This is a genomic window from Shewanella maritima (genome assembly GCF_004295345.1).
GTDB lineage: Bacteria > Pseudomonadota > Gammaproteobacteria > Enterobacterales > Shewanellaceae > Shewanella > Shewanella maritima.
This window is the reverse complement of sequence record NZ_CP036200.1, coordinates 2,618,382-2,632,788: the sequence shown is the minus strand read 5'-3', so window position 1 is coordinate 2,632,788 and position 14,407 is coordinate 2,618,382. Positions and strand designations below refer to the sequence as shown.

The following is a 14,407-nucleotide window of genomic DNA, read 5'->3' as shown; positions in this document are numbered from 1 at the left end:
TTCAGGGAAGGTTTATTTTTTGGGGAAGTCTTTATGACAACTGAAACAGCGGATATGTACGCCTCGCTGAGATCAAATGTAGGTAACTTAGGTCAAATTCTTGGTGAAACCATGCAAAGTCACCTCGGGCCTGCATTTTTAGAAAAAGTAGAACAGATCCGTATTTTAGCCAAACAGTCACGCCAGGGTGATGAAGCCGCTAGAGAACAAATGCTGGCACTGTTAACCTCGCTTCCCGACGAAGAGTTAGTCCCATTTGCTAAAGCATTCAATCAGTTCCTCAACTTAGCAAACCTAGCCGAGCAGTTCCATACTATTAGCCGAAACTGTGACGAGCTTGTCTGTGTGCCCGATCCTGTGGAGCAGTTACTTGGACGCGTACTTAACACCAACTTTGACAAAGACGACGTACTGCACTGCTTAAGCGAGCTTAATATTGACTTAGTACTGACAGCTCACCCAACTGAAATTTCACGTCGCACCTTAATTCAAAAATACTCATCTGTAGTCGACTGCTTGACCGAACAAGAAAACCCACAACTGACAGACCGTGAACGCAAGCAATCTAATTTGCGATTGCGTCAGCTCATCGCTCAGATCTGGCACACCAATGAAATCCGCCACGAGCGACCAACACCAGTTGATGAGGCTCGTTGGGGTTTAAGCACGATTGAGTCGTCTTTATGGCACGCAATACCTGATTTTCTGCGCCAACTCAGCGATCAGCTTGAGCAGCGCATTGGCGAACAGTTGCCAATCGATATCTGCCCAGTCAAATTCTCAAGCTGGATGGGTGGCGACCGCGATGGCAACCCGTTTGTCACCGCTAAAGTCACTGAAGAAGTGTTACTGCGTAATCGTCACGCAGCTGCAAGACTCTATCTAAAAGATGTCGTCACTTTAATCAGCGATCTGTCGATGGAGCAAGCGAATGACGAGTTACTCGCTGCCACGAATAACAGCATGGAGCCATACCGTGACGTGCTGCGCGAGCTACGCTGCAAACTAAGAGCGACCATCGACTACTTAAATGAGCGTATTGACGGTCATCACCCAGATGCTGATACCAGTGAACTCATTTGGCAATTTGATGACTTACACAAGCCGCTATTGATGCTGTACACCAGCCTGTGCGACTGTGGAATGCGTTTAATTGCCAATGGCTTACTACTTGATATGCTGCGCCGCCTAAGTTGTTTTGGCATCCATATGCTGCGCCTAGATATCAGGCAGGATGCTGAGCGTCACAGCGACGTTGTCGCAGAGCTTACGCGCTACCTGGGTATGGGTGACTATAACCATTGGGATGAGTCAGAAAAGCAGGCATTTTTGCTGCGCGAGCTAACGGGTAAACGCCCGCTTATTCCTGCAACCTGGCAACCAAGTGAAGAAGTAGCCGAAGTACTGGCCACTTGCAAACTCGTGGCTAAGCAGCCTGCCAACGCGCTTGGTTCATATGTAATTTCAATGGCAAGTAATCCGTCTGATGTTCTTGCAGTGCTGCTACTTCTAAAAGAAAGTGGTTGCCAACACCCTATGCGCGTGGTGCCGCTATTTGAAACCTTAGATGACCTAACTGGCGCAGCTGATTGTATTACCGCACTGTTAGACATTGACTGGTATCGCGGCTATACCAAAGGCATGCAAGAAGTCATGATTGGTTATTCTGACTCTGCTAAAGATGCCGGTGTGATGGCTGCGGCCTGGGCACAATATCGTGCTCAAGAGCAGCTTGTAGAAGTGTGTAAAAAAGCAGATGTAAAACTAATGCTATTCCACGGTCGTGGTGGCTCAATTGGTCGCGGCGGTGGACCGGCACACAAAGCGATTCTATCTCAGCCACCTGGCTCAGTAGATGGTCGCATTCGCGTAACTGAACAAGGTGAGATGATCCGATTTAAGTTTGGTCTACCAAAACTTGCAGTGCAGTCACTCGCGCTTTATACCTCAGCCGTGATGGAAGCGACTTTGCTACCACCTCCAGAGCCTAAAGCTCACTGGCGTGAATGTATCGAGCGCATTGCCGCTGAATCTGTTGATGCTTATCGCGGCATTGTACGCGGCGAAAAAGACTTCGTACCTTATTTCCGCAGCGCAACCCCTGAAGTTGAACTCGGCAAACTGCCGTTAGGTAGTCGCCCAGCTAAACGCAGAATTGATGGCGGTATTGAAAGCCTACGTGCAATCCCTTGGATTTTTGCCTGGTCACAGAACCGTTTGATGCTGCCAGCCTGGTTAGGCGCAGGAGAAGCACTACAAGCGGCAATGGGGCGTGGTGAGAAGCAATTACTACAAGAAATGCAATCACAATGGCCATTCTTCGAAACACGCTTGTCTATGCTAGAGATGGTGTACATGAAAGCGGAGCCCAATCTTGCCAAGTACTATGAGCGCAGTCTAGTAGAGGAATCGTTACGACCATTAGGTAAGAAGCTACGAGACCGTTTACGTCAAGGCATTGAAACTGTGTTGTCACTCACTGAGTCTGACGAGTTAATGTCGCACACGCCATGGAACCAGGAATCGGTGAAATTGCGTAATCCTTACATTGATCCGCTAAACTTCTTACAGACCGAGCTGTTAGCTCGTACTCGTAAAGAAGAGTCACCTTCTGACAATGTACAATTAGCGCTGATGCTCACCATCGCGGGTGTAGCGGCAGGTATGCGTAACACTGGCTAGCTTTTAAAGATAAAGCGCTAAGGAGTAAGGGCTAATCTATGGGTTTACCGCTACAGCACCTCGCTAAATGGTTAACTATCGCAAGCTTATCTGTATTGGCTGGCTGTGCTAGCCAATACAGTATTAGCGAGCGTGAGATAGAGAAGCACTTAAACAAAGAAATGCACTTTGAGGTCAATCAGGGCAACCGTTTAATTGGTATGTCGATTAACCTCAATGACATGGAAGTAAGCTTAGGTGATAAGCCTGACATTATGGCGTTAACCGCCAATGCCAAGGTGTCGGTCAATAATCCGCTGATGCCTTTGTCTGCAAGGTTAACGTTAACTTTTGAGGCAACGCCTTGGTACGAAAAATCCTCAAAGAGTATTTACTTGCGAGGGCTAAACATGACCGAGGTGAGCGCTGAGCCAAAAGAAGTCGAAAACGCACTTAAACAGATCTCACCTCAGTTAATCAATTTCGTCAGCAGTTTTTTACAAACGCAGCCTGTCTACACCCTAGACGAACGCGATAGCAATCAAGCATTAATGGCAAAATTCGCGGAAGAGATTAAAGTCGAGAAAGGTAAAATTGTCATTAAATTTTAGCTAAGCTGTGACTAAACACTGCACTGCCTAGCTATGTTACTTACATCGCTATCTATATTGCTTAGGACACCATCTATACCGCTTTAGCCTAGATATTGGCTACTTTGGATAGCGATAATACGATGGGTAATCGACAATAACCGCTTCACCTAACAAGGCTCTACGCAGCATATCGTAGGCTACCGCAGCGCTCACACCGCGAATAATATCTCGTTTCTTAATTGGGAACTTAAGCATTTGGCTGTGAACGCCGCCACCCTTAACAGCTAATGCGATTGCTACTGTGCCAACTGGCTTTTCATCGGTCCCACCATCAGGGCCTGCGATACCGCTAGTAGCTAACGCGTAATCACTATCAAGTAGACCTCGAACGCCTTCGGCCATTTCCTCAACCGTTTTTATCGACACTGCACCATGATCATCCAAGGTTTGTGGCTTCACCCCAAGTAACTGCACTTTAGACTCATTACTATAGGTAACTAGCCCATGATGCAAATAGGAAGAGCTACCAGGAAAATCGACTAGCTGGCTGGCGAGCAAGCCTCCGGTACAAGACTCAGCTAACGCCAAGCTTATGCCTGATTGGAACAAACGGTGATGGATCTCCTCAGCAAGGGTTGCGCGCTCGGTAGCCACCACGACATCTCCTAGATTTGCTTTAATAACTTTTGTCACCTTAGCGAGCTTGTTGATTGCTTGGTCACCACGGGCGAAAATCTTAACGTCAATATGAGGCATTGAGGAGCGGTAGCCTAACTCAATTCCGTCGGGCAACGACAGCGTTGATAATTGGTCTTGCAGTGCGGATTCTCCCTGACCTATGGTTAACAGCTTAGTGATCTTGGTGTTGGTTTTGGCTCCGAGCTCGTTCTGAATAAACGGAATAAACTGCTCATTTATCATCTGCTTAAGCTCGAATGGTACACCAGGGGTGAAGAATAACCAGGCATTATTCAGTTTAACTCGAAAGCCGCAGGCGGTACCTACAGGGTTATCTACCATAACAGCAGACTGGGGAAGCAAGGCTTGTTTACGATTACTTTCAGGCATCTGCCTGCCACTTCGCTGATACCAGGCCTCAAGACGGGATATCCACTCTTTATTCTCGACTAATTGTTCACCCTTAGCGGTTGCCATAGCGGCAGCTGACATGTCATCCGTTGTTGGACCTAATCCGCCATTAACAATGATGACATCAGCATGCTGACTACGCTCACGAAAAGCATCAACTAGGTCTTGCATGCGGTCGCCAACGGTAACCCTATGTTGCATTTCAATGCCAATATCCATCAGCGCATTGGCAACCCACGCTGCGTTAGTATCGACAATTTGGCCCAACAGCACCTCTTCACCAGTGCAGATCATTTCAACTTTCATTACGGCTCCCTATAAAGCAAGTGCTAGTAACTTAGGCAAGGCACTCGGTAAAAGCAAGGACAATAAGATGACAAGCGGGTTAATTCGGGTTTAATAACCAAAAGAACAGCAACTGGGGTTGAGCTAGCTGGGACTAATCCAGAGGCAAAAGCTGATAGCGCGCAACAAATTTTGGGCATAAAAAAACCGAGCCTAAGCTCGGTTTTTTCAATGTAATACTAAGTATTACTCAGCTGCTTCTACTTCTTCAGTTTCAGCAACTTCTGGACGACCTACTAACTCGATGTAAGCCATTGGGGCTTTATCACCGGTACGAAGACCGCATTTAAGAATACGAGTGTAACCACCAGGACGTTCCTGGAAGCGTGGACCCAATTCTGTGAATAACTTACCTACAACTTCAGCGTCGCGGGTACGAGCGAAAGCTAAACGGCGGTTTGCAACGCTGTCTACTTTAGCTAGTGTTATTAGAGGCTCAACTACGCTACGCAGTTCTTTCGCTTTAGCTACAGTTGTCTTGATGATCTCATGACGAACTAGTGAGCCAGCCATGTTACGGAACATAGCTTGACGATGACTGCTGTTGCGGTTCAGTTGACGACCACTCTTACGATGGCGCATGACCTAATCCTTATACCTAAATCTGTACTAACCTGAGAACTTATAGGTCGTCTGCTAAACTAGCCGGTGGCCAGTTTTCTAGACGCATACCTAACGACAGTCCGCGAGACGCTAACACATCCTTAATTTCAGTAAGAGACTTCTTACCTAAGTTAGGAGTCTTAAGCAGCTCAACTTCAGTGCGCTGTACTAGATCTCCGATGTAATGAATCGCTTCGGCTTTCAAACAGTTAGCCGAACGTACGGTTAGCTCTAAATCGTCGACAGGACGCAACAGAATTGGGTCAAACTCCGGTTTAACTTCTTCTGGCGGCTGCTCAGTCACATCACGTAGTTCAACAAACGCATCTAGCTGTTCAGCTAGGATAGTTGCTGAGCGACGGATAGCTTCCTCAGGATCGATAGTACCATTGGTTGTCATATCGATAACGAGTTTATCTAAGTCAGTGCGCTGTTCAACACGAGCAGCTTCTACATTGTAAGCAATGCGAGCTACTGGTGAGAAAGAAGCGTCTACTAGCAAGCGACCGATTGGGCGATCATCGTCTTCAGTTTGTGCACGAGCCGAAGCTGGAACATAACCGCGACCACGCTCAACGCGAATACGCATGCTAATGTCATGATTACCAGTCAAATGACAGATAACATGATCCGGATTCATAACAGCTACATCGCCGTCATGAGTAATATCTGCTGCTGTAACAGGGCCTGCGCCTGACTTACTTAGGGTAAGTAAAGCTTCATCTTTACCCTCAATTGTTACTGCTAAACCTTTAAGGTTTAGTAGTATTTCAAGGATATCTTCTTGCACGCCTTCCTTGCTGCTGTATTCGTGCAGCACACCATCAATTTCCACCTCTGTGACAGCACAGCCTGGCATTGATGATAATAGGATGCGACGCAACGCGTTACCTAAGGTATGGCCAAAACCACGTTCTAATGGCTCTAGTGTAACTTTAGCGCGTGTTGAATTAACCTGCTCAATATCAACGAGACGCGGTTTAAGAAATTCTGTAACAGAACCCTGCATTGTGTCCTCTCTTGTTTGTTAGCTTTACTTAGAGTAAAGCTCGACGATCAGCTGTTCGTTAATATCCGCAGACAAATCGCTACGTTCTGGTAGACGCTTGAAAGCACCTTCCATTTTCGCATTGTCGACTTCTACCCAAGTAGGCTTTTCGCGTTGACCAGCAACTTCTAAAGCCGCTTTGATACGAGCTTGGTTGCGTGATTTTTCACGGATGCTTACAACATCATTCGCAGACACTTTGAATGACGGAATGTTAACAACACGACCGTTAACCATAACTGCTTTATGGCTTACTAGCTGACGTGATTCTGCACGAGTAGCACCAAAACCCATACGATAAACAACGTTATCTAGGCGTACTTCTAAAAGTTGTAATAGGTTTTCACCAGTATTACCTTTTAGACGTGCAGCTTCTTTATAGTAGTTACGGAATTGCTTTTCTAGCACACCGTAAATACGACGAACTTTTTGTTTCTCGCGTAATTGTAAACCGTACTCAGACAAACGAGGCTTACGAGCGCCGTGTTGTCCTGGTGCAGCTTCAAGCTTACACTTCGAATCGATTGCTCTCACACCGCTTTTTAAGAAAAGGTCAGTACCTTCTCGGCGGCTGAGCTTGAGCTTAGGACCCAAGTATCTTGCCATGATCTTTCTCCAACTATCCTATAACGCTGTTATACACGACGTTTTTTAGGTGGACGACAACCATTGTGAGGGATAGGTGTCACATCAGTAATGTTGGTAATTTTATAACCAACTGCGTTCAGTGCGCGAATCGCTGATTCACGTCCTGGACCTGGACCCTTCACAAAAACTTCAAGGTTTTTAACACCATAATCTTGTGCGGCAACACCTGCACGCTCTGCTGCAACCTGTGCAGCAAATGGGGTTGATTTACGTGAACCACGGAAACCAGAACCACCTGAGGTAGCCCAAGATAAAGCATTACCTTGACGATCGGTAATGGTTACGATTGTGTTGTTGAAAGACGCATGGATATGAGCCATGCCATCTGCAACCTGTTTACGTACGCGCTTACGCGGAGAACGTGACGGAACTTTAGCCATTTTGGTTTACCTTCCCGTTACTTTCTAATTGGTTTACGTGGACCTTTACGCGTACGCGCATTGGTCTTAGTACGTTGCCCACGAAGAGGCAGGCTACGACGATGGCGGAGACCACGGTAACAACCAAGGTCCATAAGACGCTTGATGTTCATAGAAATCTCACGACGTAAGTCACCTTCTACTTCGTATTTGGCAACTTCTTCGCGTAGGGTGTCGATTTGAGCTTCGCTCAATTCCTTGATCTTAGCGTCTTCAGCGATTGAAGTAGCAGCACAAATTGCTTTTGCGCGCGTACGTCCAATACCGAAGATAGCAGTCAATGCAATGACTGTATGCTTTTGATCAGGAATGTTAATGCCAGCGATACGGGCCACTATGCACTCCTTAAATGTTAAAGGTCATCTGCGAAAAGCCCGAAAGGATACTCGACAGACGACAAATTTGCAAACAATATTTTGGTCAGCCCGGACAGGGCTGACCAACTTTTTTCTAGCCTTGACGCTGTTTGTGTTTAGGTTCAACACAAATCACGCGAACAACGCCGCTACGTTTGACGATCTTGCAGTTACGGCAGATCTTCTTCACGGAAGCTCGAACTTTCATTTCATCACTCCGTTAAGCAATCTTATTTACCAAAGCGATCTAAATTCGCTTTGTTCACAAGATTAGCTTTCTTCATAACAGACTCATACTGATGAGACATCATATGGGTCTGAACCTGAGCCATGAAGTCCATGATTACAACTACGATAATTAGTAGTGAAGTACCGCCAAAATAGAACTGTACTTGCCATGCAATTAACATGAACTCCGGAATTAAACAGATAAAGGTAATGTAAATAGCGCCAGCCAAAGTTAGGCGGGTCATTACTTTATCAATGTAACGCGAGGTCTGTTCACCCGGACGGATACCTGGAATGAATGCACCACTTTTCTTCAAGTTGTCTGCTGTCTCACGTGGGTTAAATACCAACGCAGTATAGAAGAAACAGAAGAAGATAATCGCAACCGCGTAAAGCAGTGAGTACAGTGGCTGGCCTGGTGACACCGCTAATGCGAAATCACTTAACCAAGACATCGACTCATTTTGACCAAACCACTGAGCCAGTGTGCCTGGGAACAAAATAATGCTTGACGCGAAAATAGGCGGGATTACACCAGCCATGTTCACTTTTAATGGTAAGTGCGTGCTTTGAGCAGCAAACACCTTACGGCCCTGCTGACGCTTTGCATAGTTAACGACAATACGACGTTGACCACGCTCAACAAACACTACCAAATAAGTTACAGCAAATACGATTACCGCTAGTAGCAATAGTAGCAAAACATTCAAGTCACCTTGACGCGCTTGCTCAGCCGTTTGGCCGATAGCCGATGGTAAACCAGCAACAATACCTGCGAAAATAAGAATCGAGATACCATTACCAATACCACGCTCGGTAATTTGCTCACCTAGCCACATCAGGAACATGGTTCCTGTTACTAAGCTCACAATCGCAACGAAGTAGAACGCTGGGCCTGGATTAGCAACTAAGCCAGGCATCAGGTTCGGTAGACCTGTTGCAATACCAACTGATTGGAGCGTACCTAGTACTAATGTACCGTATCTTGTGTACTGACTAATTTTCTTACGTCCAGACTCGCCTTCCTTTTTCAGTTCGGCAAGGGCTGGATGCACAACAGTCAATAACTGCATGATAATCGATGCCGAAATATACGGCATGATACCTAATGCAAAGATAGAAGCACGCTCTAAAGCACCACCTGAGAACATGTTAAACATGCCCAAGATGGTGTCTTTTTGCTGTGCAAACAATTCGGCTAATACAGCTGCGTCAATACCAGGAATTGGTACAAACGAACCGGCTCTAAAGACGATAATTGCACCAATCACGAACAGAAGACGGGCTTTCAATTCAGATAAGCCGCCTTTCGCGCTTTTTAAATCAAGTCCTGGTTTTGCCATCGACGTATTATTCCTCGATCTTACCGCCGGCAGCTTCTACAGCTGCACGTGCACCTTTGGTTACCTTAAGACCTTTTACGGTCACTGGGCGCTCAATGGTACCTGAAAGAACGATTTTAGCAAACTGGATGTTGCGAGTAATTACATTCGCATCTTTCAGAGCGTTTAAGTCGATCACATCACCGTTAACTTTTGCTAGTTCGCTCAAGCGAACTTCAGCCGTTACCAAAGCTTTACGTGAGGTAAAACCGAATTTAGGTAGACGGATTTTAAGTGGCATTTGACCACCTTCAAAACCTACGCGTACGCCACCGCCACTACGAGACTTTTGTCCCTTGTGACCACGACCAGCAGTCTTACCTAGACCAGAACCGATACCACGACCTACACGCTTAGGTGCAGATTTTGAACCTGCAGCTGGAGAAAGAGTATTTAAACGCATTTATTAACCCTCCACCTTAACCATGTAGTAAACCTTGTTAATCATACCGCGAACAGAAGGAGTATCTTCTACTTCAACAGTGTGATTAATACGACGTAGACCTAAGCCTAGCAAGCAAGCGCGGTGCTTTGGTAAGCGACCGATGCTGCTTTTAGTCTGTGTTACTTTAATTGTGTTAGCCATCGTGCATTACCCCCGAATTTCATCAACATTCAGGCCACGCTTAGCTGCGATTTGAGCTGGTGACTTCATGTGCACCAACGCATCTACAGTTGCGCGAACGATGTTGATCGGGTTAGTAGAACCGTATGCTTTAGACAGAACGTTATGAACGCCTGCTACTTCAAGTACGGCACGCATTGCGCCACCGGCAATAATACCAGTACCTTCCGATGCTGGCTGCATGTATACACGCGAACCAGTATGACGACCTTTAACTGGGTGATGTAAAGTACCACCGTTCAGTTCAACAGTAACCATGTTGCGACGTGCTTTTTCCATTGCTTTTTGAATAGCAGCTGGAACTTCACGTGCTTTACCGTAGCCATAGCCAACCTTACCGTTACCATCACCCACTACAGTTAGTGCTGTGAAGCTAAAGATACGACCGCCCTTAACTACTTTAGAAACACGATTTACTGCAATCAGTTTTTCTTGCAGATCGTCTTTTTGCTGAGCTTCTAATTTAGCCATTTTTATAACCCCTTAGAACTTCAGGCCAGCTTCACGAGCAGCGTCTGCTAATGCAGCCACACGACCGTGATACTTGAAACCAGAACGGTCAAACGCAACAGTTGCTACGCCTTTTTCGATCGCACGCTCAGCAACTAATTTACCAATTGCTTTTGCCGCGTCTACGTTACCGGTACTCTTAAGTTGCTCTGCAACCGCTTTTTCAACAGTTGAAGCAGCTACAACCACCTGAGCTTCAGGATTGATCACCTGAGCATAAATGTGACGTGGTGTACGATGTACAACCAGACGGTTCACGCCTAGCTCTTGGATCTTCTTACGTGCACGAGTAGCGCGACGTAAGCGAGATGTTTTCTTATCCATATCGCGTTACCTACTTCTTCTTAGCCTCTTTACGGCGTACTTGTTCGTCTGCATAGCGAACACCTTTACCTTTGTAAGGCTCTGGTGGACGGTAGCCGCGAATTTCAGCAGCAACTTGGCCGATTAACTGCTTATCAACACCTGAAAGGGTGATATCAGTTTGGCTAGGACATTCTGCTTTTACGCCTTCCGGTAGTTCGTGCACTAGTGGGTGCGAGAAACCTAAAGTAAGGTCGATACCGTTACCTTGTACTTTCGCACGGTAACCAACACCAACTAGCTTTAGCTTCTTCTCGAAACCTTGAGATACACCAACAACCATGTTGTTTACTAATGCACGTGCAGTACCTGCTTGAGCCCAAGCGTTAACTGCGCCTTCAACTGGACCGAAGGTGATTTGTGCATCTTCAACTTTAACAATGACTGCATCATTGATTACTCGAGTCAGACTACCTTTGCTGCCTTTAACAGTAAGAGTCTGTTCGTTTAAAGTCACCTCTACGCCTGCAGGGATAGTGACTGGTGCTTTTGCAACACGAGACATTACTAACTCCTTACGCTACGTAGCAGATAACCTCACCACCCGTGCCTTGTTGGCGGGCGGCACGATCAGTCATCAAGCCTTTAGAAGTGGAAACAATTGCGATACCCAGACCGCCCATCACCTTAGGAAGTTCGTCTTTACCTTTGTAAATACGAAGACCTGGGCGACTTACGCGCTGGATAGTCTCAACGACTGGTTTGCCTTGGAAATACTTTAAAGTGATTTCTAATTCAGGCTTAGCCTCATCTGCTACGGCGTAGTCAGTAATGAAACCTTCGTCTTTAAGTAATTTCGCGATTGCTACTTTTAACTTAGCTGAAGGCATCTTTACAGATACGTGGTTAGCAGCTTGGCCGTTACGAATACGGGTTAACATATCCGCAATAGGATCTTGCATGCTCATATTAGCTTACTCCGTGACAAGTGCTTACCAGCTGGCCTTACGCAGACCAGGAACTTCACCGCGCATGGTAGCTTCACGTAATTTGATACGGCTTAGGCCGAACTTACGTAGGTAACCATGTGGGCGACCAGTTTGATTACAGCGGTTGCGTTGACGCGACGCGCTAGAATCACGAGGTAGTGCTTGCAACTTAAGCACTGCATCCCAACGATCTTCTTCAGAAGTGTCTGGGTGTGCAATTAGTGCTTTAAGAGCTAAACGCTTTTCAGCATATTGAGCTACTAGCTTCGCACGCTTTGCTTCACGTGCTTTCATAGATGATTTTGCCATTATGCTACCCTTATTTCTTAAATGGGAAGTTAAAAGCGTCTAACAAAGCACGACCTTCTTCGTCATTCTTCGCAGTAGTAGTGATAACAATATCCATACCACGAATCTTATCGATTTTATCGTAATCGATTTCTGGGAAGATGATCTGCTCACGCACGCCCATTGCGTAGTTACCACGACCGTCAAACGCTTTTGCGCTTAGGCCACGGAAGTCACGAATACGTGGGATTGCAATGTCAACTAAACGCTCTAAGAATTCCCACATACGCTCACCGCGTAGGGTAACTTTACAGCCAATCGGGTAGCCTTCACGGATTTTAAAACCAGCAACTGATTTACGAGCTACAGTTACAACTGGTTTTTGGCCAGCGATTGCAGTCATGTCACGAAGCGCGTGCTCCATAACTTTTTTGTCTGCTACAGCTTCACCAACACCCATGTTAAGGGTGATTTTTTCAATCCGAGGGACTTGCATGACACTGGTATATTCGAACTTCTTAGAAAGTTCTGCAATAACAGTCTCTTTGTATTTATCATGCAGTTTCGCCATCGTTTACTCCAAATTACTTAACGAGTTCACTGTTCGACTTAAAGAAACGAACTTTTTTGCCGTCTTCAAATCGGAAACCAACACGATCTGCCTTGCCTGTGGCTTGGTTAAAGATCGCTACGTTTGATGCTTGAATAGGCGCTTCTTTCTCGATAACACCACCAGTCTCACCCAGTTGTGGGTTTGGCTTTTGGTGCTTCTTAACAAGATTGATGCCTTCAACAATCAATTTACCAGTAGGTAGGACTTGAGAAACTTTACCGCGTTTACCCTTGTCTTTACCTGCTAATACAATTACTTCGTCTTCACGACGGATTTTTGCTGCCATTTTGAAGCTCCTTACAGTACTTCAGGTGCCAGCGAGACAATTTTCATGAACTGCTCAGTACGCAATTCACGTGTCACTGGTCCAAAGATACGAGTACCAATCGGTGCAAGGTTAGCATTAAGCAATACCGCTGCATTCCGATCGAAGCGAATGACAGAACCGTCTGGACGACGTACGCCTTTCTTAGTACGGACTACCACCGCGTTATATACATCACCTTTCTTCGCTTTAGCGCGAGGAATTGCTTCTTTAACAGAAACTTTGATGATGTCGCCGATACCGGCATAACGACGATGAGAGCCACCCAAGACCTTAATACACTGAACTCTGCGTGCGCCACTGTTACATGCGACGTCAAGAGTCGATTGCATTTGGATCATTTCAAGTGCTCCGCTATCGTTACTACACAAATTCCCACTATTGGGACATTAACTTGACCATTTTGAGTACAATTACTCGAAAATGGCGCGCAAGTATAACACCACATAATGAGGTTGCATAGGGAAAAAAAACAAACGGCCCCAAGTTTTTGGAGCCGTTTCGGTTAACCTAATGAAATATTAGGCTTTTGATACTACTTCAACCAGGGTCCAAGACTTAGTCTTAGAAAGAGGACGACACTGGCTAATTGCCACTACGTCACCTTCATTACACTGATTTGTTTCGTCATGTGCATGGATCTTAGTAGTGCGCTTGATGTATTTCCCATAGATTGGGTGTTTCACTTGGCGCTCAATAGCAACAGTAATAGACTTGTCCATTTTGTTGCTAATTACTTTACCTTGCAAAGTACGGATTTTATCAGACATTACGCACCTGCCTTAGAAGTAATAATGGTCTTAACACGTGCAATGTTACGACGCACTTGTTTCAATTGATGAGTTTGACTCAATTGACCAGTAGCGTGTTGCATACGCAGGTTAAACTGCTCACGCAGCAGACCAAGTAATTCAGCGTTAAGTTCTTCAACGCTCTTTTCTCTTAGTTCGCTCGCTTTCATTACATCACCGTCTTAGTTACGAAGGTAGTCTTAATAGGAAGTTTAGCAGCTGCTAAAGTGAAAGCTTCACGAGCTAACTCTTCAGAAACGCCATTCATCTCATAAAGAACCTTACCAGGTTGAATCTGACATACCCAGTATTCAACGTTACCTTTACCTTTACCCATACGCACTTCAAGAGGCTTAGAGGTAATAGGCTTGTCAGGGAAAACTCGGATCCAAATTTGCCCTTGACGTTTAATGTGACGTGTCATTGCACGACGCGCAGATTCGATCTGACGAGCAGTTAAACGGCCGCGGCCAACTGCTTTAAGACCGAACTCACCGAAGCTAACTTCAGTGCCGTTCGCTAGACCGCGGTTGCGGCCTTTGAACATCTTGCGAAACTTCATACGTTTAGGTTGCAGCATTACCGGCTCTC

At 46.0% G+C, this 14,407-nt stretch carries 23 protein-coding genes; 2 read left to right on the top strand and 21 right to left on the bottom strand.

Going from position 1 to position 14,407, the window contains the following annotated elements; all coding sequences use genetic code 11:
• The first annotated feature begins 33 nt into the window (after positions 1–33).
• Together ppc and EXU30_RS11295 are read left to right on the top strand one after the other, a co-directional pair.
• Positions 34–2,682: a phosphoenolpyruvate carboxylase gene (gene ppc, locus EXU30_RS11300; protein ID WP_130600110.1), complete on the top strand. Its 2,649-nt coding sequence runs from the start codon at positions 34–36 to the stop codon at positions 2,680–2,682.
• Positions 2,683–2,720: 38 nt separating this feature from the next.
• Positions 2,721–3,272 carry a YceB family lipoprotein gene (locus EXU30_RS11295; protein WP_130600108.1) on the top strand — a complete coding sequence of 184 codons (552 nt, stop codon included), beginning with the start codon at positions 2,721–2,723 and terminating at the stop codon, positions 3,270–3,272.
• A 99-nt stretch (positions 3,273–3,371) separates the two neighbouring features.
• On the opposite strand, the gene EXU30_RS11290 is transcribed toward EXU30_RS11295, so the two are convergent.
• The 21 genes from EXU30_RS11290 to rplP form a co-directional block, all read right to left on the bottom strand.
• A complete protein-coding gene (locus EXU30_RS11290) occupies positions 3,372–4,649 on the bottom strand; it encodes a competence/damage-inducible protein A (protein ID WP_130600106.1) in 1,278 nt (425 codons plus the stop codon).
• 225 nt (positions 4,650–4,874) lie between these two features.
• Positions 4,875–5,270 (bottom strand): 50S ribosomal protein L17, encoded by a 396-nt coding sequence (gene rplQ / locus EXU30_RS11285; RefSeq protein ID WP_130600104.1) that lies wholly within the window; start codon positions 5,268–5,270, stop codon positions 4,875–4,877.
• 40 nt (positions 5,271–5,310) lie between these two features.
• The gene (locus EXU30_RS11280; protein WP_130600102.1) at positions 5,311–6,300 is read right to left on the bottom strand and encodes a DNA-directed RNA polymerase subunit alpha; all 990 of its coding nucleotides are present in this window, start codon (positions 6,298–6,300) and stop codon (positions 5,311–5,313) included.
• A 24-nt stretch (positions 6,301–6,324) separates the two neighbouring features.
• Positions 6,325–6,945 carry a 30S ribosomal protein S4 gene (gene rpsD, locus EXU30_RS11275; protein WP_130600100.1) on the bottom strand — a complete coding sequence of 207 codons (621 nt, stop codon included), beginning with the start codon at positions 6,943–6,945 and terminating at the stop codon, positions 6,325–6,327.
• Between the two features lie 29 nt (positions 6,946–6,974).
• A complete protein-coding gene (gene rpsK / locus EXU30_RS11270) occupies positions 6,975–7,367 on the bottom strand; it encodes a 30S ribosomal protein S11 (RefSeq protein WP_130600098.1) in 393 nt (130 codons plus the stop codon).
• 17 nt (positions 7,368–7,384) lie between these two features.
• On the bottom strand, positions 7,385–7,741 hold the full coding sequence (gene rpsM / locus EXU30_RS11265) for a 30S ribosomal protein S13 (protein ID WP_130600096.1): 357 nt from the start codon (positions 7,739–7,741) through the stop codon (positions 7,385–7,387).
• Positions 7,742–7,856: 115 nt separating this feature from the next.
• Entirely contained in the window at positions 7,857–7,970 is a 114-nt protein-coding gene (gene rpmJ, locus EXU30_RS11260; protein ID WP_006083579.1) for a 50S ribosomal protein L36, read from the bottom strand.
• A gap of 22 nt (positions 7,971–7,992) precedes the next feature.
• On the bottom strand, positions 7,993–9,333 hold the full coding sequence (gene secY, locus EXU30_RS11255) for a preprotein translocase subunit SecY (RefSeq protein WP_130600094.1): 1,341 nt from the start codon (positions 9,331–9,333) through the stop codon (positions 7,993–7,995).
• Positions 9,334–9,340: 7 nt separating this feature from the next.
• Positions 9,341–9,775 carry a 50S ribosomal protein L15 gene (gene rplO, locus EXU30_RS11250; protein ID WP_130600092.1) on the bottom strand — a complete coding sequence of 145 codons (435 nt, stop codon included), beginning with the start codon at positions 9,773–9,775 and terminating at the stop codon, positions 9,341–9,343.
• 3 nt (positions 9,776–9,778) lie between these two features.
• Complete coding sequence (rpmD, locus tag EXU30_RS11245) at positions 9,779–9,958, bottom strand: 50S ribosomal protein L30 (RefSeq protein WP_130600090.1); 180 nt, start codon at positions 9,956–9,958, stop codon at positions 9,779–9,781.
• Positions 9,959–9,964: 6 nt separating this feature from the next.
• Positions 9,965–10,468, bottom strand: coding sequence for a 30S ribosomal protein S5 (gene rpsE, locus EXU30_RS11240; protein ID WP_130600088.1), 504 nt, complete (start codon positions 10,466–10,468; stop codon positions 9,965–9,967).
• 12 nt (positions 10,469–10,480) lie between these two features.
• Entirely contained in the window at positions 10,481–10,831 is a 351-nt protein-coding gene (rplR, locus tag EXU30_RS11235; protein WP_130600086.1) for a 50S ribosomal protein L18, read from the bottom strand.
• A 10-nt stretch (positions 10,832–10,841) separates the two neighbouring features.
• Positions 10,842–11,375 (bottom strand): 50S ribosomal protein L6, encoded by a 534-nt coding sequence (rplF, locus tag EXU30_RS11230; protein ID WP_130600084.1) that lies wholly within the window; start codon positions 11,373–11,375, stop codon positions 10,842–10,844.
• Positions 11,376–11,385: 10 nt separating this feature from the next.
• A complete protein-coding gene (gene rpsH / locus EXU30_RS11225; protein ID WP_130600082.1) occupies positions 11,386–11,778 on the bottom strand; it encodes a 30S ribosomal protein S8 in 393 nt (130 codons plus the stop codon).
• A 24-nt stretch (positions 11,779–11,802) separates the two neighbouring features.
• Positions 11,803–12,108, bottom strand: coding sequence for a 30S ribosomal protein S14 (rpsN, locus tag EXU30_RS11220; RefSeq protein ID WP_130600080.1), 306 nt, complete (start codon positions 12,106–12,108; stop codon positions 11,803–11,805).
• 10 nt (positions 12,109–12,118) lie between these two features.
• Positions 12,119–12,658 carry a 50S ribosomal protein L5 gene (rplE, locus tag EXU30_RS11215; protein WP_130600078.1) on the bottom strand — a complete coding sequence of 180 codons (540 nt, stop codon included), beginning with the start codon at positions 12,656–12,658 and terminating at the stop codon, positions 12,119–12,121.
• Between the two features lie 13 nt (positions 12,659–12,671).
• Positions 12,672–12,986 carry a 50S ribosomal protein L24 gene (gene rplX, locus EXU30_RS11210; protein WP_130600076.1) on the bottom strand — a complete coding sequence of 105 codons (315 nt, stop codon included), beginning with the start codon at positions 12,984–12,986 and terminating at the stop codon, positions 12,672–12,674.
• A gap of 11 nt (positions 12,987–12,997) precedes the next feature.
• The gene (gene rplN / locus EXU30_RS11205) at positions 12,998–13,366 is read right to left on the bottom strand and encodes a 50S ribosomal protein L14 (protein ID WP_011494644.1); all 369 of its coding nucleotides are present in this window, start codon (positions 13,364–13,366) and stop codon (positions 12,998–13,000) included.
• Between the two features lie 180 nt (positions 13,367–13,546).
• A complete protein-coding gene (gene rpsQ, locus EXU30_RS11200; RefSeq protein WP_130600074.1) occupies positions 13,547–13,795 on the bottom strand; it encodes a 30S ribosomal protein S17 in 249 nt (82 codons plus the stop codon).
• Positions 13,795–13,986 carry a 50S ribosomal protein L29 gene (gene rpmC, locus EXU30_RS11195; RefSeq protein WP_130600072.1) on the bottom strand — a complete coding sequence of 64 codons (192 nt, stop codon included), beginning with the start codon at positions 13,984–13,986 and terminating at the stop codon, positions 13,795–13,797. Before rpmC ends, rpsQ begins: the two co-directional genes overlap by 1 nt.
• The gene (rplP, locus tag EXU30_RS11190; protein WP_011863973.1) at positions 13,986–14,396 is read right to left on the bottom strand and encodes a 50S ribosomal protein L16; all 411 of its coding nucleotides are present in this window, start codon (positions 14,394–14,396) and stop codon (positions 13,986–13,988) included. The genes rpmC and rplP overlap by 1 nt, the downstream gene beginning before the upstream one ends.
• Positions 14,397–14,407 lie beyond the last annotated feature (11 nt).

Coding starts and splice junctions, on each gene's coding strand:
- rplN (WP_011494644.1), bottom strand. CDS start 13,366: ATGATCCAAATGCAATCGACTCTTGACGTCGCATGTAACAGTGGCGCA.
- rpsH (WP_130600082.1), bottom strand. CDS start 11,778: ATGAGCATGCAAGATCCTATTGCGGATATGTTAACCCGTATTCGTAAC.
- rpsN (WP_130600080.1), bottom strand. CDS start 12,108: ATGGCAAAATCATCTATGAAAGCACGTGAAGCAAAGCGTGCGAAGCTA.
- EXU30_RS11295 (WP_130600108.1), top strand. CDS start 2,721: ATGGGTTTACCGCTACAGCACCTCGCTAAATGGTTAACTATCGCAAGC.
- ppc (WP_130600110.1), top strand. CDS start 34: ATGACAACTGAAACAGCGGATATGTACGCCTCGCTGAGATCAAATGTA.
- rplF (WP_130600084.1), bottom strand. CDS start 11,375: ATGTCTCGTGTTGCAAAAGCACCAGTCACTATCCCTGCAGGCGTAGAG.
- EXU30_RS11280 (WP_130600102.1), bottom strand. CDS start 6,300: ATGCAGGGTTCTGTTACAGAATTTCTTAAACCGCGTCTCGTTGATATT.
- rpsK (WP_130600098.1), bottom strand. CDS start 7,367: ATGGCTAAAGTTCCGTCACGTTCTCCGCGTAAGCGCGTACGTAAACAG.
- secY (WP_130600094.1), bottom strand. CDS start 9,333: ATGGCAAAACCAGGACTTGATTTAAAAAGCGCGAAAGGCGGCTTATCT.
- rplO (WP_130600092.1), bottom strand. CDS start 9,775: ATGCGTTTAAATACTCTTTCTCCAGCTGCAGGTTCAAAATCTGCACCT.
- rpmD (WP_130600090.1), bottom strand. CDS start 9,958: ATGGCTAACACAATTAAAGTAACACAGACTAAAAGCAGCATCGGTCGC.
- rplX (WP_130600076.1), bottom strand. CDS start 12,986: ATGGCAGCAAAAATCCGTCGTGAAGACGAAGTAATTGTATTAGCAGGT.
- rplP (WP_011863973.1), bottom strand. CDS start 14,396: ATGCTGCAACCTAAACGTATGAAGTTTCGCAAGATGTTCAAAGGCCGC.
- rplE (WP_130600078.1), bottom strand. CDS start 12,658: ATGGCGAAACTGCATGATAAATACAAAGAGACTGTTATTGCAGAACTT.
- rpsD (WP_130600100.1), bottom strand. CDS start 6,945: ATGGCAAGATACTTGGGTCCTAAGCTCAAGCTCAGCCGCCGAGAAGGT.
- rpsQ (WP_130600074.1), bottom strand. CDS start 13,795: ATGTCTGATAAAATCCGTACTTTGCAAGGTAAAGTAATTAGCAACAAA.
- EXU30_RS11290 (WP_130600106.1), bottom strand. CDS start 4,649: ATGAAAGTTGAAATGATCTGCACTGGTGAAGAGGTGCTGTTGGGCCAA.
- rplQ (WP_130600104.1), bottom strand. CDS start 5,270: ATGCGCCATCGTAAGAGTGGTCGTCAACTGAACCGCAACAGCAGTCAT.
- rpmJ (WP_006083579.1), bottom strand. CDS start 7,970: ATGAAAGTTCGAGCTTCCGTGAAGAAGATCTGCCGTAACTGCAAGATC.
- rpsE (WP_130600088.1), bottom strand. CDS start 10,468: ATGGCTAAATTAGAAGCTCAGCAAAAAGACGATCTGCAAGAAAAACTG.
- rpmC (WP_130600072.1), bottom strand. CDS start 13,986: ATGAAAGCGAGCGAACTAAGAGAAAAGAGCGTTGAAGAACTTAACGCT.
- rplR (WP_130600086.1), bottom strand. CDS start 10,831: ATGGATAAGAAAACATCTCGCTTACGTCGCGCTACTCGTGCACGTAAG.